Origin of the sequence: Verminephrobacter eiseniae EF01-2, assembly GCF_000015565.1 — a bacterium.
In the GTDB taxonomy this organism is placed as follows: Bacteria; Pseudomonadota; Gammaproteobacteria; order Burkholderiales; family Burkholderiaceae_C; genus Acidovorax; species Acidovorax eiseniae.
The window spans coordinates 582127-602168 of the sequence record NC_008786.1 but is presented as its reverse complement, the minus strand read 5'-3'; the positions used below and the strand labels follow the sequence as shown (position 1 = coordinate 602168).

The window sequence follows — 20042 nt, the reverse complement described above, 5'->3', positions numbered from 1 at the left end:
GCGCATTCGTGCTGTCTGCGCTGCGCCTTCGCTGGCATGAACGATTTGGCAATGGAGTGAGGCGCTCGGGCCGGCGGCCTCATTCAGCGCTGCGGCGCAGCGTGTCCGTCACCGGGCGCAGCAGCACTTCGCGCAGGCCCCACCAGCCCGCAGCCAGCGCCAGCACGGCCCCTGCGCCGGCGCCGGCCAGCGGCACCCAGGGTGCGGCGGTCCAACTGAAATCGAACACGAAGCGCGCCAGCGCCCAGCCCAGCGCCAGCGCCACGGCACTGGCCAGAAAGCCGGCCAGCAGGCCGACACCGGCCAGTTCGGCCCGCTGCACCTGGCGCAGCAAGCGGGCGCTGGCGCCCACGGCGCGCATGATGGCGTATTCCCGCGCCCGCTCTTCGCGGGTGGCGGTGACGGCGGCAAACAGCACCACCAGCCCGGCGGCCAGCGTAAAGGCAAACAGGAACTCCACCGCATGGATCACCTGGTCCAGCACGCGCTGCACCTGGGCAATGGTGGCGCCCATATCGACGCTGGTGATGTTGGGAAATTGGCGCACCAGCGCGTTGTCGAAGCCCGGGGCCGCAGGCGCGCGATAGGCCGCCAGATAGGTCAGCGGCAGGCTCTCCTCGAGCTGCGCCACCGGGTACATCACGAAGAAATTGGCGCGCATCGAACCCCAATCGACCTTGCGCAGGCTGGTGATGCGGGCCTCGTCCTGCACGCCGCCGATGTCGAAGCGCAGGCGGTCGCCCAGCCGCAGGCCCAGGGTCTTGGCAATGCCCTCCTCGACGCTGATCGCGCCCGCCTCGCCGGGCCGCCACTGCCCGGCCACGATCTGGTTGTGCGCGGGCTGCTCCAGCGTGTTGGAGAGGTTCAATTCGCGCTCGACCAGGCGCTTGGCGCGCTCGTCGGCGTAGCGCTCGGGGCCTACGGCCTGGCCGTTCACGGCCACCAGCCGGCCGCGGATCATCGGGTACCAGTCGTAGCGGAGCACGCCGCTGTCCGCGAGCGCCTGCCGGAAGGCCGCCGACTGCCCGGGCTGTACGTTGATGACAAAGCGATCGGGCGCATCCGGCGGGGTTGCCTGGCGCCAACTGCTGATCAGATCGGTGCGCAGCAGCACCAGCAGCACCAGGGCCAGCAGCCCCAGCGCCAGACTGCTGACCTGCACCACGGCATAGGCCGGGCGCGCCGCGATCTGCCGCGTCGCCAGCACCAGCCAGCGCGGCGCGCTGACCTCGTTCACGCTGTGGCGCAGCAGTTTGACCGCCAGCCATGACAGCCCGGCAAACAGCGCTGCGGCGCCGGCAAAACCGCCCACGGCGATCAGGCCCAGCAGCAGGTCGCGGCTGACGGCCAGCAGCAGGGCGGCAAAGCCGGCCAGGCCCAGCGCCAGCACCGCCAGCGACGCCGGTTTGATTCCCCCCAGATCGCGCCGGATCACGCGCAGCGGCGGCACCCGGGCCAGTTGCAGCAGCGGCGGCATACCGAACGCGAACAGCAGCGTCAGCCCCAGCCCCAGGCCGGACGCAGCCGGCCACAGGCCAGGCGGCGGCAGGCTCGTGCCGAGCAGGCCGGCGAGCAGCAGCACGAAGGCGTGGTGCACCAGATAGCCCAGCGCCACCCCCAGCACGCTGGCCAGCAGGCCCAGCAGCGCGAACTCGGTGCTGTAAGCGCCGGCAATGGCGCGCTGGCTCTGGCCCAGCACCCGCAGCATGGCCGCAGCGTCCAGTTGCCCGGCGGCAAAGCCGCGCGCGGCCAGCGCCACGGCCACGGCCGCCAGCAGCGCCGCCAGCAGCGCCACCAGGCCCATGAATTGCTGCGCCCGATCGAGCGTCTGGCGCATCTCGGGACGGCCGCTGTCCAGCGACTCCATGCGCACCCCATGCACCCCGGGCTTTTTCGCCTCGGCCAGCGCCCAGGCGTTGAAAGCCGCGACCGCAGGCGCCGGGCCGATCAGCGCAAAGCGATAGTTCAGGCGGCTGGCCGGCTGCACCAGGCCGGTGGCGGGCAGATCCTGCCGGTTGATCATCACGCGCGGGGCAAAGCCGATGAAGCCCGAGCCCCGGTCGGGCTCGATGACGATGATGCGCGCAATGCGCAGTTGCGCGTCGCCGAGCAGCAGCGTGTCGCCGATGGCCAGGTTCAGCGCGGTCAGCAGCGACGCATCGACCCACACCTGGCCGGGCGCAGGAATCGCGCGCGTGCTCTGCCCTGCGGCCCCCGGGGCATCGGCCACCGTGAGGTTGCCGCGCAGCGGGTAGCCCGGGGGCACGCTTTTGAGCGCCACCAGTTTGCTGGCGCCACCCTGCGCGTCGCTGGCCCGGCCCATGGTCGGAAAACTCAGCGTGGTGACCGACTGCAAGCCCAGCGCCCGGGCGCGCTCGACGAAGGCCGCTGGCGTGGGCAGGTCGCTGACCACCACGGCATCGCCGCCGAGCAGTTGCAGCGCATCGCGCTGCAAGCCGCCCTGCAACCGGTCGGCAAAAAAGCCCACCGCCGTGAGCGCCGCCACCGCCAGGCTGACCGCAACGATGAGCAAGCGCAGCGCGCCCGCGCGCAGGTCCCGGACCAGGCTGCGCCAGCCCAGGCGTAGAAAAGACAGGTTCATCGGCCGAACCTTAACGCAAAGCCCGTCTTTGGCGCCGGCTTTCAGTGCGCAGCGCCCTGCGCGGCAAGCGCCTGCCGGGTGCCCGAGGCGTCGAGGCCAAAGCGTGCGCCCAAGGCTTCTTCCAATCCGAGCGCACTCAGGATGGCGCGCAGGCGCTGTGCGGCGCCGTGCTTTTTCTGGCCGGTATGGCGCGCGATGATCAGCTCATTTTTCAGGCTGTCCTCCCACCCGACCAGTTCTGTCACCGTCACCTGGTAGCCACTGGCTTGCAGGTACAGGCAACGCAGCACATTGGTGACATGGCCGCCGAACTCGCGGGCATGCAAGGGGTGGCGCCATAACTCGGCCAGCGCTGTGCGCGCCAGTTGCAGGGCTTTGTCGCGGCGCAGGCAGGCCGCCATTTCCGCCTGGCAGCAAGGCACCAGCACCATGGCGCGGGCGTTCTTGTGCAGACCGAAGGCAATCGCATCGTCGGTGGCGGTATCGCAGGCATGCAAAGCCGTGACCACATCGATGTGCGCCGGCAAGCCGTCGGCAACGGTGGCGTCGGCCACCGACAGATCGAGGAATGACATGCGCCCGAAACCCAGCTTTTGCGCCAGCAGGCGCGACTTTTGCACCAGTTCTGCGCGGGTCTCGACGCCATAGATATGGCCCTGCCCCAGGGCCTTGAAGCACAGGTCGTAGAGGATGAACCCCAGGTACGACTTGCCGGCGCCGTGGTCGGCCAGCGTGAGTCCGGCGCCTTCGGCCGCCAGTTCTGCGAGCAGCGGCTCGATGAATTGGATCAGGTGGTGCACCTGCTTGAGCTTGCGCCGCGAGTCCTGGTTCAGGCGCCCCTCGGGGGTCAGGATATGCAGTTCCTTGAGCAACTCCACCGATTGCCCGGGCCGCAGCGGCAACGGCCCGGCAAGCATGTCCGGGACGGCCGGGACGGCCCGGGCGCGCCCGGCCTTCGGCCTCATCGCGCGCTGCCCTGGCGGGACTGCACGGCGGGCACGGCGCACGGCAGTTGCGTCGTCGGCAGCGGGGCCATGGTCCGGGTCATGCCCTATTGTGACGCTGGTTCATGGCGCCGGCCTGAGTCTGGCGACGATGTACTTGAAGTTCGACCACCACCACCAAGGCCCTTCATAGTAGTTGCTGGCAGAAGGAAAGTTGCTCCAGTACGTGGTGTTGACCGGCACGAACTTGGACGTGCCGAACATCGGGATGACGGGCATGCCGGCCACCAGTTCCTTCAACAGCGCCGTGCCCAGTTCCACATTCTTCGGGTCTGTCGGCTGCAAAATCGCCATCTGGTCGATGGTGTGGCTCAGGCTCGGGTTCGTGTAGCGTTCGCGGTTGAACGCGGCCGGTTGACCGTTGGGGCTGACGTACTTTTCGTGCCACCATTCCAGTCGAACCCACAGATCGGGGCCGATCGCGCAGGTCTGGTTCCAGTAGGCGCCGGCCTGGAAGTTGCCGGAGGCGTACTCGGTGGTGAAAACGCCGCCTTGCTGCTGCTGCACATTGACATCGATGCCGAATTTCTTCCATTCATTGGCCACGGCGAAGGCCAGGCGCTGGGACTGGATCTCGAAGTCGGCCGGCGCGTTGATCGTCATCTTCCAGGGCTTGCCATCGGGCAGCAGCCATCCGGCGTCGGCCTTGCGAAAGCCCACGCTTTGCAGCAGTGCGGCGGCCTTCGCAGGGTCGAACTTCCACCAGCCGACGCCAAACAGCTTGCGTAGTTCGGCGTCGCCCGTCGGCAGGCCCGGTATCTTTTCGGCGGCCAGGCGCTTGCCCATCCGGATGGCGAATTCGGAATCGAAAGGCTTGTAGCCGTCCGGCAGCGCAAAGCCCTTGAGCCATGGCAGCATCGGCTCGTGGTAGGTTTTCATCAGGATCGAGATCGGCGGCGCATGCAGCGGCGAGGCGCGCATCATCCCGGAGAATGTCGCGATGCTGACGTTGTCGATCCGGGTCGCCAGCGCCAGCGCCCAGCGCACCTGCCATTGGTCGTAGGGGGCGCTCGAGGTGTTGAACGAGATGCCCCGCTCGCAGGGGTCGTCCAGGGCGGCCCAGGGGAAGGCGTCGTACCAGGACTTCACCTTGGCATTCCTTTGCCGCAGGATGTCCAAGCCTTCGGGCGTGATGTCGGTCAGCACATCGATGTCGTTCCGGGCCATTGCCATGATCCGCTTTTCTTCCGTGCCGTAGGAGCGAAACAGGACGTACTTTGGCTTGGGCTCGCCGACGATTTGTCCGGCGTCGGTCTTTTGCCAGTCGGCCCGCTTCTCCCACAGGAACCAAAAACCGTTGTCGTCCACCTCCTTGAGCTTGTACGGGCCGATGGTCACCGGCGGGAAGTTGGCGAACGTCGCCGGATCGACCTTTTCCCAGACATGCTTGGGCAGCACGCGAAAGCCGTTGCCGAAGATCACGGAACCGAACATGTAGGCGATTTTCGGCATCGCACTGAGCGTCTCCAGTTCCACCGTTTCTGCGTCGATCGCCTGGATGCTCTTGATGTTCTTTTCCAGGAAGCGGTTGTAGGGCAGCTTGGGGTTGCCGATGATCATCTGCGCGGTATAGGCCACGTCGGCGGCGCTGAATGGCACGCCGTCGCTCCACGCCAGCCCCTTGCGCACCTTGAAGCGCCAGCGGGTGTTCTTGCCATCGATGGCCTCGGGCATGGTGGCGGCCAGCGCCGGGTACTGGACGCCCTTGACGGTATCTATCTCCCACAGGTTGCTGTAGCCGAGCTGGTGCAATCCCTGAACCAGGCTGTTGCCTTCGAGATAGGGGTTCATGCGCTTGGGGTTGCCAACCCGGCCCGTGAGGATGTCGACCACCAGGGTTTCCTTGCGCGGCGTTCCGACATCGGTCATGTTTTCGGCCAGCGCCGGGGTGTTGGCTGCGCATGCAATGCACAGCGCGATGCTCGCGTGAATGAGTCGCTTCATGGCGGATGTCTCCTGGGGCTTGGGGTGTGGCGGTCAGTCGATCCAGCGGCGATCGAGCGTCGGGATGGCCGCCATCAGCGCCTTGGTGTAGGCGCTGTCGGGGGCCGCGAGGATGGCTTCGGGACGGCCGAATTCGACGACTTGCCCGTGGCGCATGATCGCCATCCGGTCGGAAAGGTAGCAGGCGGTGCTCAGGTCGTGCGTGATGTAGACGAAAGCCACGCCGCGCTCCCGGCTCAGTTGCCGGAACAGATTCACGATCGTCATGCGCAGCGACGCATCGACCATGCTGACCGGCTCGTCGGCGACGATCAGCCGGGGCTTGGCGATCAGCGCCCGGGCAATCGAGATGCGCTGGAGTTCGCCGCCCGAGAACGAACGGATGCCCTTGCCAAGCAGTTGCTCCCGGCGCAGGCCGACGGCGGACAGCGCCGCCGAAATCGCCGGCTCCGGGTTGCGTGCCGTTGCTGCATCGCCCAGATTGATGGCCGTGCGGATCAGGTATTGGTCGACCGGCAGATGCAGGCTGAAGGTCTCGAACGGGTTCTGGAAAATCGGTTGCACCAGTTGGCGCAGGCGCTGGTCGTCGACCGTCCCGTCCGGCCTGCCGACGACAGGCTCGCCGGCGATGCGCACGGTTCCGGCATCGGCCTTGACCAGGCGCAGGATGATTCTGGCCAGCGTCGTCTTGCCGCTGCCCGATTCGCCGACCACGGCCAGGATTTGTCCGCCGCCGCCGTCGAGCACCATCGACACGCCGTCCAACGCGCGCCGCCCGGCGTTCTGGCCGAACAGGCCGCCACGGCCATAGGTCTTTTGCAGCCCATCGATCGCAAGGATTGGCGGCGCGCTGCCCATCAGCGGCACTCCCCGAGCCGATGGCAGGCGGCCAACCACCCGGGGCCGACCGGGCTGAGCGCTGGCTGCGCTTGTGCGCAGGACGCAAGCGCCTTGGCGCAGCGCGGCAGGAAGCGGCAGCCCCCGGGGAGATCGAGCAACGAGGGCGGCCGGCCATCGATGCCCTGGCGCGGCAGTTGGTCGCCAAGCCGTGGCAAGGCCCCGACCAGGCCCCGGGTATAAGGATGCTGCGGATTGCGCAGCACGTTCTGCGCGCTGCCGAGCTCCACCAGCCGGCCTGCATAGAGGATCGCGACCTGATCGGCGACCTGGTAGTGCAGCCCCAGATCGTGCGAGACGATGACGATGCTGTTTTGCCTGGCCCGCTGCAGCCGCACCAGGTTTTCCAGGATTTGTCTTTGCACCACGACATCCAGCGCCGTGGTCGGCTCATCGGCGAGGATCACCTCGGGGTCGACATAGGTCGCAAGACCGATCAGCACCCGCTGCCTCATGCCGCCGGACAACTGGTGCGGGTACAGCCCCAGCACCTCTTCGGGCAGATCCAGTTCGGCCAGCGTGCTGCGGATGCGGGCGGCGCGCGCCGTGCGGTCGATCACGCCATGGGCGCTGCCGGCATCGATCATCTGCGCGCCAATTTTCATCAGCATGTTCATCGCGCTCATCGAGCCTTGCGGCACGTAGGAGAACAGGCTCCACCAATGCCGGTGGAAGTCCTTGACGTCCAAGGTCCGGGTGCCCTCGCGGTCGCGCCAGGTGATGCTGCCGGAGAAGATCTCCAGGCCGTCGGAAAAGCTGCCGTACAGGAGTTTGAGCAAGGTCGATTTGCCGCAGCCCGATTCGCCGGCGATGCCAAGGATTTCGCCATCGCGCACTTGCAGGCTCACCCCGTCGACGGCGCGCAGCAAGCCGCCGGGTGTGCGGTAGCCGGCCACGACATTGTCGACGCTGATCACAGCGCGGCTCCCGGGTGTTTGCGCAGACGATCCGTCAGCGAATTGGAAAACAGGAACAGGCCGACAAAGATCAGGATCACCGCCAGGATCGGCGGCACGATCCAGTACCACCGCCCGGCAAACAGCGCCTGGTACTTCAAGGCCCAATAAATCATCGTGCCGAGCGTTGGTATCGCATCGTTGGACAGGCCCAGAAACGCCAGGCTCGACTCGACGGCGATGACGACCAAAATGGTGTTGATGAAGTTGGCGACGGCCCAGTTGCGCAGGTACGGAAACAACTGCCAACGCACGATGCGCAGCAGGCTTTCGCCCGAGAACCACGCCAGACTGACGAAGTCGCGCTCGCGCAGCGAAAGCGCGACAGAGCGCACTTGGCGCGCCGGGAACGGCCAATTGAAGAGCACCAACATGCCACCCAGAACGGCCATCGACGCCTGCCCCTTGGACAGCGCCGACAAAAGGATCAGCAGCGGCAGGCTCGGAATGACGATCAGCCCATCCATCAAGAAAGACAGTACCCGGTCGGACAGCCCGCCACGGTAGCCCGCAACCAGACCGGCAGCGACACCGATGATGGTCGCCAACGCGCCGACCGTCACGCCGAGCAGCAAGGAGTTGCGCACCGACCAGCTCAGCAGCCAGAAGATGTCCTGCCCGAGGGCCGTGGTGCCGAGGAAATGATCGAGCGATGGCCCCAGGTTTCTCGGGTAGGTCTGCCAGGTGCGCGGGTCCTGCGGGGCGAACATGGCGGCCACCGGTCCGAGCAGAACCGTCAGGCCGACGATGGCCGAGCCGAGCCAGAACTTGATGCGCATGGTGCTACCTTTGCCGAATCCGCGGGTCGATCAGCGGGCACGACAGGTCGACCAGCAGCGTCAAGGTGGCGACCGCGACGATCGACAGCGACACGGCACCGGTCAGCAAGCTGTAGTCGCCTTGCAGCACCGCCGTGTGGATCAGCGAACCCACACCGGGGTAGTTGAAAACGATCTCGGTCACGATGGCGCCGCTGAACATCAGGCCCAACTGCAGCGCCAGGAATGTGATCTGCGGCAGCAAGGTGTTGGGCAGGATGTAGCGCAAAATGATGCGCCGGTTGGACAGGCCCTTGAGCCGCGCATAAATGACGAATTCCTCATCCATCAGCGTCTCGGTCAAGGCCCGCATCGACAGCATCCACCAGCCAAAGGTGACGGCGACGATGGATGCCGCAGGCAACAGGGAGTGGTAGATGACGGAGCCGATGAAGCCCCAACTCCAGCCGACGCCACGGATCGTGGTCGTGAGCGGAAACACCGTCCAGACGAAGCTGAACAGGATGCTCAGCACCAGCGCCAGAACGAAGTAGGGAATGGGATAAAAGACAAGCGCCACGCCTTCCAGCACGCGCGACAGCTTTCGGGTCGGCAATGCGCCGGTGATCAGGCCGAGCGCGTTGCCGACGACCCAGGCAATGAGCACCGAAGACAGCAACAGGCCGAAAGTCCATGGCAGGGCCTGCGCGATCAGTTCCTTGACAGGTGTCGGGTACATCGCCAGCGAGGGCCCGAAGTCCTGTGTCAGCAAGACGCGCCGCAGGAACCCCGCATACTGGCTCGCCAGGCTTCCGTTCAGGCCGAAAGCGTCCGAAAGCACCTCCCGCAACGCGCTGACCTGCTCTTGCTGCATGTAAGCGCCCTGCGACAGGATGCGCCCCAGCATGGCCTCCACCGGGTTGACCGGGAGCAAGCGCGGAATGAAGAAGATCGCGGTGATCCCGAAAAGAATCACGGCCAGATAACTCGTGAGTCGGCTGATCAGGAATTTCATGCGTGCAGACCTGCGCGGCAGCCGGGCTCAGAGGACTTCCAGAAAATCCCTTTCCGGCAGCTCCTTCAATCGTGCGCCGGGCAATGTCTGGTACCAAAAGGCCACCGAGGCAATGTCATCTTGCAGCGGCAGGTAGCGCCGCTCGGCATCGGGCCGCCAGCCCAGGGCCTGTATCGTCACGCGCAGTTGGCTCTGGAACCGGACCGGATCCATGATGTGCCAGCGGTACATCCCGAAGCGCTGCTGCGACTGGTAAACGCCATCGGGACGAATCACCTGGCACAGCCCGGCGTAGGCCGTGCAGAACTCGCGATAGCCATTGGGCGTTTGCGCGTCGCACCAGCCGGGGTCGAAGTTGTACGCGCCGCAGAAATAGTCTTCGGTGCCGGTGCCGCAAATCGTCGGAAACGCGCGATCACCATCGAGGAACATCTTGATCTCGCCCTCACCCCACCAGCCGTTGTTGTGCGTGCCCCAGGCCATGTAGGTGCCCACATATTGCCCTTGGCCGCAAATCCCGTCGATGACCACATGGTCGCTCTTGTAGGGCAGCGGGTTGGAGCGACGAAAGCTCGCATGGAAATACGCCACATCATCGGGCACCGCCGTCAGCGTGTAGTCGATCTGGTAGTAGATGCGGGTGCTGACCTCGTCGAGATTGGTCAGCGTGATCCGCGCGCGCCGGCGAAACGGCATTTCCCAGTAGCAATTGAATGCTCGACCAGGGTTGACGCAGACGGCGGCGGAGTTCACGGGCGCGTAGGACTCCCAGCCGTTGGCAAAGAAGTCGCCGATCGGGCATTCGACGGACGCAAACTCCTGATCGTCCCAGTACATCCTGAGAATCAGCAAGCGCCAGCGCGCATTGCGCACCGTCGCCCAGATATGCTGGATCGCGCCCTGCCCGGCGATATCGGCCAAAGCCACCGTCGCCCCCGGGGCCACATCGATCGACGGAGACACTTTCCAGCCCTGGCCCAGGCTTCTGGCCGCCGCTGCGCCCGTTCCTTCGGTCGCCCTGGCGCCGCCGCCCGCCTCGCCGCTGAAGTTCTCCGGACTGATGGAGCGGGTCTTGGCGTCCGACAGGCGCGCAAGGGTGCCCAGATGCATGCCCAGGCCATTGAAGCCATTCATGGTGTCTCCTTCCTCTGTCAGGTCTGTGTTGTCATCGGATGTTGCAGCGATTATCGAAACGTTTCGTTCTGGCATGTGTAGGTAATTTCCATTAGCGCCTTGCCCGCATCCGACATGCGCCATAGGAGACATTGCCTTCGCGCGCACCCGGCAACCCGGGAGTCAGAGGGATTGGGCAGGGTGCTGCAACGTAGAATCGGGCGGAAATATGAAACGTTTAGGATCACAGCCAGACCCCGATCGGCGCGCACCGACGATGGTTGACGTTGCCAAGCTCGCCGAGGTCTCGCTGGCCACGGTGTCGGCGGTCATCAACGACTCCGCGCCGGTCAGCGCCGACCGCAAAAAGCGCGTGCTCGACGCGATACGGCGCGTCGGCTATCAGACCAATGCGATTGCACGCAGCCTGAAAACGGGCAGCACGAAAACCATAGGGCTGATGATCGCCGACATCACCAACCCGTTCTTCACCGCCGTGATCCACTCGATCCAGGAAGTCGCCTACCACCATGGCTACGGCGTCATGCTCTGCTGCAGCGATGAGGACCCGGAAAAGGAGCGGCTGCATCTGCGGCTGATGTCGGATCGGATGGTCGATGCGCTCATCATTGCCACTGCGGGAGAAACACCGCCATTGCGCGCCCTGATCGACAGCCGCCGCAAGCCCGTGGTGCTGATCGACCGCCTGCTCGACGGCGTGGCGACGGACGCCGTGGTGATAGACAACGTGGCGGCGGCGCGCGATGCCGTGCGCTACCTGGTTTCCCTCGGGCATCGCCGCATCGGGTTGATCACCGGCAAAAGCACCCTGTCGACCGCCAGGGAACGCTACCAGGGCTATTGCCAGGCGCTGGCCGAGGCCGGCATTGCCATAGAGAACGCACTGGTGGGGGCGGCCCGGTTCGGCTCTGCAGATGGCTACGGCGCTGCCATGGGCCTGCTGTCACTTGCCGAGCGACCGACGGCGATCTTCGCCAGCAACAACCTTTCGGGGATCGGGTTGATGCGTGGCATCAAGGACTCCGGCCTGCGCTGTCCGGCCGATATCTCGGTGGCCTGCTTTGATGACTTCGAGTGGGCCGATGTCTTCGAGCCGCGCCTGACGACGCTGGTTCAGCCAACCCGGGCCATCGGCGCCCAGGCGATGGCAATCGTTCTCGAACACCTGCAAGATGGCGGCGCGCAGCGATCGGCGGCGCGGGTGGTGCGGATGCGTGCGCAATTGCGCATCCGCGATTCATGCGTCATGTGGCCGCCGCCCCCGGGTCTTTCCACCTGAGACCAGGCTTTTTCATTCAGGACGGATGCTTGCGCTTTGATGACGCCCCTATCGGCCAGCCGCCGGGGGAAGTCGGCATCGTGGGTCGGCATCCTGGGCGCTGCTGGCCGCACTCAGCCGGGCGATCCGGTGCGGTTGTTGAAGTCGTTGCCGAACGAGGGGCCGACATGGCTCTTGAATTCGACGGCTGCTATCAGCCGCCCGTTGTCGATCACCAACAAATCCCACAGTTTGGTCGGGCGAAAGTAGCCCGGCAAGGTCAGCACCGCCCGCTGCTGATGTACCTGTGCATTCGGCAGACCGTTGGCCTTGACCAGATCGACCACAAGACGCGAAACGCCGTGCATGTTCTTGCCGCCAGTCACTGCGGCCCGCTCGCCCTGGTCGGCCTTGCCGGACTCCTTTTGCTTTGACCTGGCGTCGTCCCTTGTTTGCCAAAACGCCTTGATCGCGTCACTCGTTTTGTTTTCGTAGTCGCAGAGATTCAATGGCACAGGGCTGCCTCCATTGCGGTTTTCGTTCATTCGCCGGCGAGCATATCCGCTTCTTTCGGAGACAGCCCATAGAGCGCACATGCCGCCGCATTGCACTCGGCCAGATCGAGGGCCTTGGCCGCTTTGGCGAGCCTGGCCCGCATGGCTTCGGGAACCTCGCGCAAGAACTCTCCCGCGCCGAAGGACGGCTCGAGCAGCCGCAGCCGATGCAGTGGGCGACCCGGCCCGTATCCGGCCAGGTCCAACATGAACCCGACCACTTCCCGCCGGGTGTAGATCGCACCGCGCTCGTCGGAGGCCGAATCGCGGGCGAGCTTGTCCACTGCCTCCAGCACGGGACAGAAACCTTCGAGCGCAGGCTGTCCGATGCGCAGGCCCGTGCCATGTGTTGCGTTGTTCACGCCTTCATTATCGGGCGCGGAACCTGCGCCTGCCGCTGCGGTCGATCCACCCATCCCGGTGCCGGGCGGCATTTCATTCAGGGCGGATCATTCAGGACGGATGCCCGCGCTCTGGATCACGCGCGCCCATTGCCCGGTCTCGCGCTCGACATGGCGGCGCGTCTCGGACGGGGTCATGTGCAACGGGATGACGCCCATATCGACCAGCCGCCGGGTGAAGTCGGCGTCCTGGGCGATGCTGTGCAAGGCGGCACTCAGCCGGGTGATCACCGGCGCCGGTGTTCCGGCAGGGGCCATCAGCAGGTTCCAGGTCGAGGTCTCGTAGTTCGGAAATCCGGCCTCCTGCATCGTCGGCAGATCCGGCAGCACGGGCGAGCGCTGCGCAGTGGTCACGGCCAACGCGCGCAGCTTGCCGCTTTTGACGAAGGGGGCGGAAGTCGTGACCGGATCGATGATGAAGTCCACCTGGCCTGCGACCGTGTCGGTCAACGCCGGGCCTGCGCCCCGGTAAGGGATATGGAGCGCATCGAACTGCTCCTGAAACTTCAGCAACTCCACCGCCATGTGCAGCGAGCCGCCATTGCCCGAACTGGCGAAGCTGTACTTGCCCGGGTTGGCGCGCAGCAGCGCGATGAGCTCCTTCGGATTCGTGGCCGGCACCCGGGGGTGGACGGACAACACCATCGGCACCTGGGCGATCATTGAAATGAAGGCAAAGTCCTTGCGCGAGTCGTAGGGCAGCTTGGGGTAGAGCGCCGCATTGATGGCGTGCGAACTGGTGCCCAACAGCAGTGTGTAGCCGTCGGCGGGGGCCTTGGCCACGGCATCGGTGCCGAGCACCGATCCCGATCCGGTCTTGTTCTCGACGGTGATGCTGGTCTTGAGGAGGGCGCCGAGTTTCTGGCTGAACAGGCGCGCCAGCACGTCGGTGTTTCCGCCCACGGCAAACGGAACGATGATGCGCATCGGTCTGTCCGGGAAGCCGTCCTGCGCCGATGCGGCACAGGCCAGTGCTGCGCAGGCGCTGCACAGCAGGCCGCTGGCAAAGGTTCGACGAATCATGGGGGCTCCTGGTGGGTGGGCCACCATTGCACCGGTTGCGCGGGGCGCAAACAATGGCCCGCCTGCTGTATCAGCTATGCCCCCGAGGCATGGCGCGCCGCTGCGGCGACCTTCAGCGTGCCCGCATGGGGCGGGCTGCGCGCCAAAGGGCCGTATTTCATCGATGTCGAGACCAGCCTGAGCGCCGTGCTGCCGGTCGATTGACCTTGCCGCTGCGGCATCGGTTGCGCTCAGCGCCTGGCTGGCGCCGGCTCGTCGGGCAGTTGGCCGGTGGGGAGCATTTGCAGGTCGTTGTCGCGTGCGAAGTTGATGACGAAATCCCAGGCCATCGGCTCATGGTCGCGCAGGTCGCGGTGCACCACCACGCATTTGATGCCATGGCGTTGGGTCGGCAAGCACCAGGGCGAGTAGCTCAGATGGCTGCCGGGCTTGGCGCCACCGGGGCGAAAACGGCTCATCACCCCGGCCAACCGCTCGGCCCAGTCGCCGGGCCTGAAGATTTTCCCGTCACGGGTGATGCCCTGAATGAAGATTTCTTTGGACAAGGGGGAGAGCATCGGGGGCTGAGGGCTAGGTGGCGCGGCCAACGCACGCTGCATGACGCGGCATGTTGCGCCGCCGCGTGATTCTAACGCCGATCGACGCTGATATAAGGGTTTTCCATGATGGCGCGTCACCCTGCGCACCATCCTGCACGCCATTCACGCCCCATGGAACGGACGCAGCCCCCTTGTGTCGCGTCACGGATCGGATGTCGTAGGCTGCGCGCAGCCATCGGAGCGCAGCGCAAGGCGCATCGCGCAGCCCATACCGAGCTGTATTGGCAAGCGATGCAACGCCGCGATGCGCTTCGATGGCGAGCGCAGACCGACAGATGATCGGTGACGCGACACTAGCCAGGAACGCCGCACAGCGGGCCTCAGAGCTCCCGCACCTCGTAGCTGGTGGTGATCTCGGCAGTTTTGCCCAGCATGATGCTGGCCGAGCAGTATTTGTCGTGGCTCAGCGCAATGGCGCGCTCCACGGCGGCGGGCGCAAGCCCCTTGCCGGTGACCGTGAAATGCATGTGGATCCGGGTGAACACCTTGGGATCGGTCGCGGCGCGCTCCGTGGTCAACTTCACGCTGCAGCCGCGCACATCATGGCGGCCGCGCTGCAGGATCAGCACCACGTCATAAGCGGTGCAGCCCCCGGTGCCTGCCAGCACGGTCTCCATCGGGCGCGGCGCCAGATTCTGTCCGCCATGGGCCGGATGGGCGGCATCCGGTGCTCCGTCCATCGCCAAGACATGGCCGCTGCCGGTTTCGGCGACAAAGCCCATGCCGGACCGGGTTCCGGCCCCGCCTGTCCAGCTCACTGTGCATTCCATTGCTGTCCTTTGATGGTCTGTGGTTTTTTTGCCTGCTTTTGCACAAATCTGCCCGGCGAAATACGGCTTTGCTGCAACGCAGCAAGATTTGCGTTAGACTTCGCGGCATGCGCTGCTCGTTCAGACGATGAACCCAAGCAGATGGCAGCAGGCACAGGCCCCTGTCACGCACCGATTGTCTCCTCCATCTCCTCAAAGGATGGATTGAGCCCCGGACCGCAAGGTCCGGGGCTCTTTTTTTTCGTTTGAGGCCCCAAGCTACCCGCTTGTATCTTTAAACCGGCCCAGCGCGGTAGAGTCTGAACGCCGTTGAGGCGGCCAGACGGGCCCGTGCAGTTTGGTAGCGGCTGGGGTGATGGAGCCCGTGACTGAGTACAGAACGCACGGCCGCCGCGCTGGTCTTCGTGAAGCCCGAACGGTTACGCGCGCCAAGCTTGAGCGCGCATGCACAAGCAAGGGATCTGAAGATCATGTCTGTTACCTCAATGACGGTGGGCATCGACGTAGCCAAGGCGCACATCGATGTCTGTGTGCTGGAGCCCAAGAGCGGGGCCCAGCGGTTTACCAACGATGCTGAAGGCCACTCGGCCCTTGCAGCGCTTTTGCAGCCCCTGGATGTGGGCCTGGTGGTAATGGAGGCCACCGGTGGCTACGAGGTGGCGCTGGCGTGTGCCCTGCAGGCCGCAGGCCTGCCCGTGGCGGTGCTCAATCCGCGCCAGGCGCGCGACTTCGCCAAGTCCATGGGCCGGCTGGCCAAGACCGACGCGGTCGATGCACGCATGCTCGCGGAGCTGGCCGCGGTGCTGCTGCGCCGCGAAGACCTGAGCCGCTTCCTGCGCCCCCTGACCGACGAGTGCCAGCAGTGGCTGGCTGCGCTGGTCACACGCAGGCGCCAGCTGCTGACCATGCTTCATTCCGAACGCCAGCGCCTGCAGATCACCCCCGCGAAGCTGCACCCAAGCATCGAGGCCATCGTGGCTGCCATCAAGGCACAGCTCAATGAGCTGGAGACGCAGATGGTGGGCCATGTGCGGGAGCACTTCGGCGATCTGGACCGGCTGCTGCAGTCGGCCGCAGGCGTTGGTCCGGTGGCCAGCGCCACGATGATTGCCGAGTTGCCCGAACTGGGCCGGCTCAACCGGCGCGAGATCGCAGCCCTGGTAGGCGTGGCGCCCATGGCCAACGATTCCGGCAGCAGCAAGGGCCGACGACGGGTGCAAGGAGGACGCTTCGAGGTCCGGCGTGTGCTGTACATGGCAACGCTGACTGCCACTCGCTACAACCCGGCCATCAAGGCCTTCTACGAACGCCTCAAGGCTGCCGGCAAGCTGCCCAAGGTCGCTCTGGTGGCGTGCATGCGCAAACTCCTGACCACGCTCAACGCCATGGTCAGAACCGGCAAACCTTGGGATAAATCGCTGCACGGCACTTGACTCGGAAGACGGTTACTCAGTCGTTGGCGTAGATGTCGACGTCCTTGGTGTCCTTGATGAACAGGCCCCCGATCACGACGGTGGCGCCGGCGATGACGACGGGGAACCACAGGCCGTTGTACATGTTGCCGGTCTGGGCCACGATGGCAAATGCCGAGGTGGGCAGCAGGCCGCCGAACCAGCCGTTGCCGATGTGGTAGGGCAGCGACATCGAGGTGTAGCGGATGCGGGTGGGGAACATCTCCACCAGTATCGCGGCGATCGGGCCGTACACCATGGTCACCAGCAGCACCAGGTAGGTGATGATTGCGATGATCATTACCTTGTCGATGCGTTCCGGGTCGGCCTTGGCGGGATAACCGGCTGCCTTCAGCGCGTCTCCGACCGCTTGTTTGAACTCGGCGTCCTTTTTCTTGGCCTCGTCAGCCGGCAGGCCTTTGCTGGAGTACGAGGTGATCGCGGTCTCTCCGATCTTGATCGTGGCCGGGGTGCCGGCTGCGGCCGGGACGTTTTCGTAGCTCACCGAGGCCCGGGCCAGCACCTGCTTGGCGATGTCGCAGGAACTGGTGAATTTGACCTGCCCCGTGGGGTTGAACTGGAACGAGCATTCGCTGGCGTCGGCCATCACCAGCACCTGGTTCTTCGCCTGGGCCTCGGCCAGCGCCGGGTTGGCGGCCTTGGTCAGCGCGCCGAACACCGGGAAGTAGGTCAGCGCAGCCAGCAGGCAGCCCGTCAGGATGATGGGTTTGCGGCCGATGCGGTCCGACAGGGTGCCGAACACGACAAAGAACGGCGTGCCGATCATCAGCGCCACGGCCACCAGGATGTTGGCGGTCGCGCCGTCGACCTTGAGCGTCTCGGTCAGGAAGAGCAGCGCATAGAACTGGCCCGAGTACCAGACGGCGGCCTGGCCGGCGGTCAGGCCCAGCAGGGCCAGGATCACGATCTTCAGGTTCTTCCAGCGGGCGAAGGATTCGGTCAGCGGTGCCTTGGAGGTCTTGCCTTCGGCCTTCATCTTCTGGAAGGCCGGTGATTCGCTCATCGACAGACGAATCCACACCGAGATGCCGAGCAGCACGATGGACAGCAGGAACGGCAGGCGCCAGCCCCAACTGGCGAAAGCTTCTTCGCCCAAGGTGGTGCGCACGCCAAGAATCACCGCCAGCGACAAAAACAGTCCCAGCGTGGCCGTGGTCTGAATCCAGGACGTGTAGGCGCCGCGTTTGCCATGGGGAGAATGCTCGGCCACATAGGTGGCTGCGCCGCCGTACTCGCCGCCCAGCGCCAGGCCTTGCAGCAGACGCAGCGCAATCAGGATCACTGGCGCCGCGACGCCGACCGTTGCATAGGAGGGCAAGATACCGACGAGGAAGGTCGACAGGCCCATGATCAGGATGGTGATCAGGAAGGTGTACTTGCGGCCGATCATGTCGCCCAGGCGGCCAAAGAAGATGGCGCCGAACGGCCGCACGATGAAGCCGGCAGCAAACGCCAGCAGCGCGAAGATGAAGGCCGAGCCGGCATCCAGGCCGCTGAAGAACTGCTTGGCGATGATGCTTGCGAGCGCGCCGTACAGATAAAAGTCGTACCACTCGAAAACGGTGCCGAGCGATGAAGCGAAGATGACTTTCTTCTCTTCAGGCGTCATCGGCCGTGGTGCGGGATGAGCGGTTGCCATGGGGTTTATCTCCTGTTCAATGGTGGTTCAGGCCGCGCAGCAGCGGGCTGCCCGCATTTTTGGAGATGGCACTGACCGCGTTCTGACGCGAAACCAACAGGAGCTTGCACCAAACTGACTGCTCCCTGACAACCTAAGGTGAAACCCGTAAAGGTATTTCCGGCATGTGCGAGTGCCGTCTGCCGCGCCGAACACCCGATCAGCCCTTGTCCGGCGTCAAGCCCGAGGGGATCTGCCGGACAGCATCCCAGGCGCCCGCGTCGAACCAGGCATCGCCGTCCAGATACGCGCGCAGCATCGGCAGGCTGTCCAGCCCCCAGAACAGCTTGCCATCGACCTCGAACGTGGGCACGCCAAACACGCCCGCCGCCTGCGCGGCCTCGGTGTTGGCGCGCAGCAATGCCTTGGGCGCTGCGCCATGGTTGTCCTGTCCGGGGCGCAGTTGTCCGGCGAGTTCCGTGCCCAGCGCCGCCAGACGCCCGGCGTCGAGCGCATCTTGGCCTCCTTGCCAGACATGGCGCAGCACGGCGCCGGCGACAAAGCGGTTGATATGGCCGTCATCGCTACAGGCCAGGGCCAGGCGCAGCAAGGGCAGCGGGTTGAACGGGTGGCGCGCAGGCAGTTGCAGCGGCGTGCCCTGCGCATGGCCCAGCCAGCCCACATGGCGGTAGGTCCAGTCGCGCTTGGGTGCTATGCCCGCCGGGCCCGGGTTGTGATGCTGCTGCAGCAATGCGCCCAGCAGCACCGGCTGATAGGCAACGCTGTGGCTCAGGCCCGCCAGCACTTCGGGCAGGCGCTCGAACGCCAGCCAGGCATAGGGCGAGACGAAGTCCAGATAGAACCTGATTTGCTTCATGGCGGGGTCTCTAGTGTCGCGTCACCGATCATCTGTCGGTCTGCGCTGGCCATCGAAGCGCATCGCGGCGTTGCATCGCTTGCCAATACGCTCGGTATTGGCCGCACGATGCGCCTTGCGCTGCGCTCCGATGGCTGCGCGCAGCCTACGACATCTGATCCGTGACGCGACACTAGTGCCGGCAACGCGATGCCCGCGCGCCCGAGCAGTTGCTGCCAGATGCGGCGGCGCAGCGGGCCGTCGGCGCTCGACCAAAGGCGTATTTCGTCGAGCGTGCGAAAGCAGCCCTCGCAGTGGCCGCGCTCCGGGGACATGCGGCATACCGCGATGCACGGCGATGGCACGGCCGCGCCATGGGCGCCATCGAAATGGCCGTCAGCGCAGGTTTTGTTTGCGCGCTCGGCCAGCAAATCGATGGCGTTCACTGGAGTACCTGCGCCTTCGGCTACGGTGCGAGCGCCTTCGGGCGGCCGGACGGCGATCGATGGAATACCTGCGCCTTCGGCTGCGGTATGAGCGCCTTCGGGCGGCCGGGCGGCGATCGATGGGATACCTGCGCCTTCGGCTACGGTATGAGCGCCTTCGGGCGGCCGGGCGGCGCTCATGGCGCTGACTTGGCGGCCATGTCCGCCGGCTCCTGCACCACATCGACCACCGGCGCGCCGGTCAGGCGCTGCAGGTCGCCGGGGTGCAGCGCGAACACGCTGTGCGGATGGCCCGCTGCGGCCCAGACCACGTCAAAGCGCAGCAGGTCCTGGTCGATCAGCGTGACGGGCGGCGTGGCATGGGCCAGCGGCGCCACGCCGCCAATCGAAAAGCCGGTGCGCGCCTTGACGAAATCGGCATCGGCGCGGCCGATCTTGCCCACTTGGGCGGCGACCTTTTTCTCGTCGACCCGGCGGTCGCCCGAGGTCACCACCAGCACCGCCGCATCGTCGCTCTGGCGCCGAAAGATAATGCTCTTGGCCACCTGCCCGACCCGGATGCCCAGCGCATCGGCCGCCTGCTGCGCAGTGCGCGCGGCAGCGTCGAGCATCTGCGGCATATGGGCATGGCCCTGCGCCTGCAATGCGGCCGCCACCCGCTGCACGGCTTCGGGTAAATCCTTCAATGGGGTGGCGCACATGCCGGAAGCTCCGCTGATTGCTGTCATTTCCTGT

21 protein-coding genes are annotated in these 20042 nt (G+C 65.5%); 3 read left to right on the top strand and 18 right to left on the bottom strand.

Translation table 11 applies throughout. The annotated features are described in order from the left end of the window. Positions 1–79 precede the first annotated feature (79 nt). From VEIS_RS02595 to VEIS_RS02560, 8 genes are all read right to left on the bottom strand, one after another. The gene (locus VEIS_RS02595) at positions 80–2602 is read right to left on the bottom strand and encodes an ABC transporter permease (RefSeq protein WP_011808332.1); all 2523 of its coding nucleotides are present in this window, start codon (positions 2600–2602) and stop codon (positions 80–82) included. A 41-nt stretch (positions 2603–2643) separates the two neighbouring features. Then, the gene (locus VEIS_RS02590) at positions 2644–3567 is read right to left on the bottom strand and encodes a class I SAM-dependent methyltransferase (protein WP_011808331.1); all 924 of its coding nucleotides are present in this window, start codon (positions 3565–3567) and stop codon (positions 2644–2646) included. 102 nt (positions 3568–3669) lie between these two features. After that, positions 3670–5550: an ABC transporter substrate-binding protein gene (locus VEIS_RS02585; protein WP_011808330.1), complete on the bottom strand. Its 1881-nt coding sequence runs from the start codon at positions 5548–5550 to the stop codon at positions 3670–3672. A 33-nt stretch (positions 5551–5583) separates the two neighbouring features. Beyond that, complete coding sequence (locus VEIS_RS02580) at positions 5584–6408, bottom strand: ABC transporter ATP-binding protein (RefSeq protein WP_011808329.1); 825 nt, start codon at positions 6406–6408, stop codon at positions 5584–5586. Continuing rightward, positions 6408–7364: an ABC transporter ATP-binding protein gene (locus VEIS_RS02575; RefSeq protein WP_011808328.1), complete on the bottom strand. Its 957-nt coding sequence runs from the start codon at positions 7362–7364 to the stop codon at positions 6408–6410. Before VEIS_RS02575 ends, VEIS_RS02580 begins: the two co-directional genes overlap by 1 nt. After that, complete coding sequence (locus VEIS_RS02570) at positions 7361–8182, bottom strand: ABC transporter permease (protein ID WP_011808327.1); 822 nt, start codon at positions 8180–8182, stop codon at positions 7361–7363. Before VEIS_RS02570 ends, VEIS_RS02575 begins: the two co-directional genes overlap by 4 nt. 4 nt (positions 8183–8186) lie before the next feature. Continuing rightward, the gene (locus VEIS_RS02565; RefSeq protein ID WP_011808326.1) at positions 8187–9176 is read right to left on the bottom strand and encodes an ABC transporter permease; all 990 of its coding nucleotides are present in this window, start codon (positions 9174–9176) and stop codon (positions 8187–8189) included. A 27-nt stretch (positions 9177–9203) separates the two neighbouring features. Beyond that, positions 9204–10310, bottom strand: coding sequence for a glycoside hydrolase family 172 protein (locus VEIS_RS02560; RefSeq protein ID WP_011808325.1), 1107 nt, complete (start codon positions 10308–10310; stop codon positions 9204–9206). A 256-nt stretch (positions 10311–10566) separates the two neighbouring features. Here VEIS_RS02560 and VEIS_RS02555 point away from each other — a divergent pair, with 256 nt between their 5' ends. Beyond that, positions 10567–11589, top strand: a complete 1023-nt coding sequence (locus VEIS_RS02555) for a LacI family DNA-binding transcriptional regulator (protein ID WP_049773794.1) — start codon at positions 10567–10569, stop codon at positions 11587–11589. Between the two features lie 113 nt (positions 11590–11702). Here VEIS_RS02555 and VEIS_RS02550 read toward each other — a convergent pair whose 3' ends face one another. From VEIS_RS02550 to VEIS_RS02540, 3 genes are read right to left on the bottom strand one after another with little or no spacing between them, the layout of a single operon-like run. After that, positions 11703–12083, bottom strand: coding sequence for a PaeR7I family type II restriction endonuclease (locus VEIS_RS02550; protein ID WP_011808323.1), 381 nt, complete (start codon positions 12081–12083; stop codon positions 11703–11705). Between the two features lie 26 nt (positions 12084–12109). Beyond that, complete coding sequence (locus tag VEIS_RS29515; RefSeq protein WP_011808322.1) at positions 12110–12556, bottom strand: hypothetical protein; 447 nt, start codon at positions 12554–12556, stop codon at positions 12110–12112. 15 nt (positions 12557–12571) lie between these two features. Next, complete coding sequence (locus tag VEIS_RS02540; protein ID WP_011808321.1) at positions 12572–13546, bottom strand: tripartite tricarboxylate transporter substrate binding protein; 975 nt, start codon at positions 13544–13546, stop codon at positions 12572–12574. A 15-nt stretch (positions 13547–13561) separates the two neighbouring features. On the opposite strand from VEIS_RS02540, the gene VEIS_RS02535 reads away from it, so the two are divergent. Then, complete coding sequence (locus VEIS_RS02535) at positions 13562–13750, top strand: hypothetical protein (RefSeq protein WP_041949762.1); 189 nt, start codon at positions 13562–13564, stop codon at positions 13748–13750. A 26-nt stretch (positions 13751–13776) separates the two neighbouring features. Here VEIS_RS02535 and VEIS_RS02530 read toward each other — a convergent pair whose 3' ends face one another. The 3 genes from VEIS_RS02530 to VEIS_RS02525 form a co-directional block, all read right to left on the bottom strand. Next, complete coding sequence (locus VEIS_RS02530) at positions 13777–14103, bottom strand: DUF3579 domain-containing protein (protein ID WP_011808320.1); 327 nt, start codon at positions 14101–14103, stop codon at positions 13777–13779. A 183-nt stretch (positions 14104–14286) separates the two neighbouring features. Continuing rightward, complete coding sequence (locus VEIS_RS27550) at positions 14287–14439, bottom strand: hypothetical protein (RefSeq protein WP_157048371.1); 153 nt, start codon at positions 14437–14439, stop codon at positions 14287–14289. A gap of 26 nt (positions 14440–14465) precedes the next feature. Next, complete coding sequence (locus VEIS_RS02525) at positions 14466–14915, bottom strand: OsmC family protein (protein WP_011808319.1); 450 nt, start codon at positions 14913–14915, stop codon at positions 14466–14468. Between the two features lie 470 nt (positions 14916–15385). On the opposite strand from VEIS_RS02525, the gene VEIS_RS02520 reads away from it, so the two are divergent. Then, positions 15386–16348, top strand: a complete 963-nt coding sequence (locus tag VEIS_RS02520) for an IS110 family RNA-guided transposase (RefSeq protein ID WP_011808318.1) — start codon at positions 15386–15388, stop codon at positions 16346–16348. Positions 16349–16364: 16 nt separating this feature from the next. On the opposite strand, the gene VEIS_RS02515 is transcribed toward VEIS_RS02520, so the two are convergent. From VEIS_RS02515 to VEIS_RS02505, 4 genes are all read right to left on the bottom strand, one after another. After that, complete coding sequence (locus VEIS_RS02515; RefSeq protein ID WP_011808317.1) at positions 16365–18026, bottom strand: MFS transporter; 1662 nt, start codon at positions 18024–18026, stop codon at positions 16365–16367. Between the two features lie 199 nt (positions 18027–18225). Further along, positions 18226–18882 (bottom strand): 2-hydroxychromene-2-carboxylate isomerase, encoded by a 657-nt coding sequence (locus tag VEIS_RS02510; protein ID WP_011808316.1) that lies wholly within the window; start codon positions 18880–18882, stop codon positions 18226–18228. Next, a complete protein-coding gene (locus tag VEIS_RS31445; protein ID WP_011808315.1) occupies positions 18879–19487 on the bottom strand; it encodes a DUF1289 domain-containing protein in 609 nt (202 codons plus the stop codon). The genes VEIS_RS02510 and VEIS_RS31445 overlap by 4 nt, the downstream gene beginning before the upstream one ends. Then, positions 19484–20035 carry a YbaK/EbsC family protein gene (locus VEIS_RS02505; protein WP_011808314.1) on the bottom strand — a complete coding sequence of 184 codons (552 nt, stop codon included), beginning with the start codon at positions 20033–20035 and terminating at the stop codon, positions 19484–19486. Before VEIS_RS02505 ends, VEIS_RS31445 begins: the two co-directional genes overlap by 4 nt. Between the last annotated feature and the right edge of the window lie 7 nt (positions 20036–20042).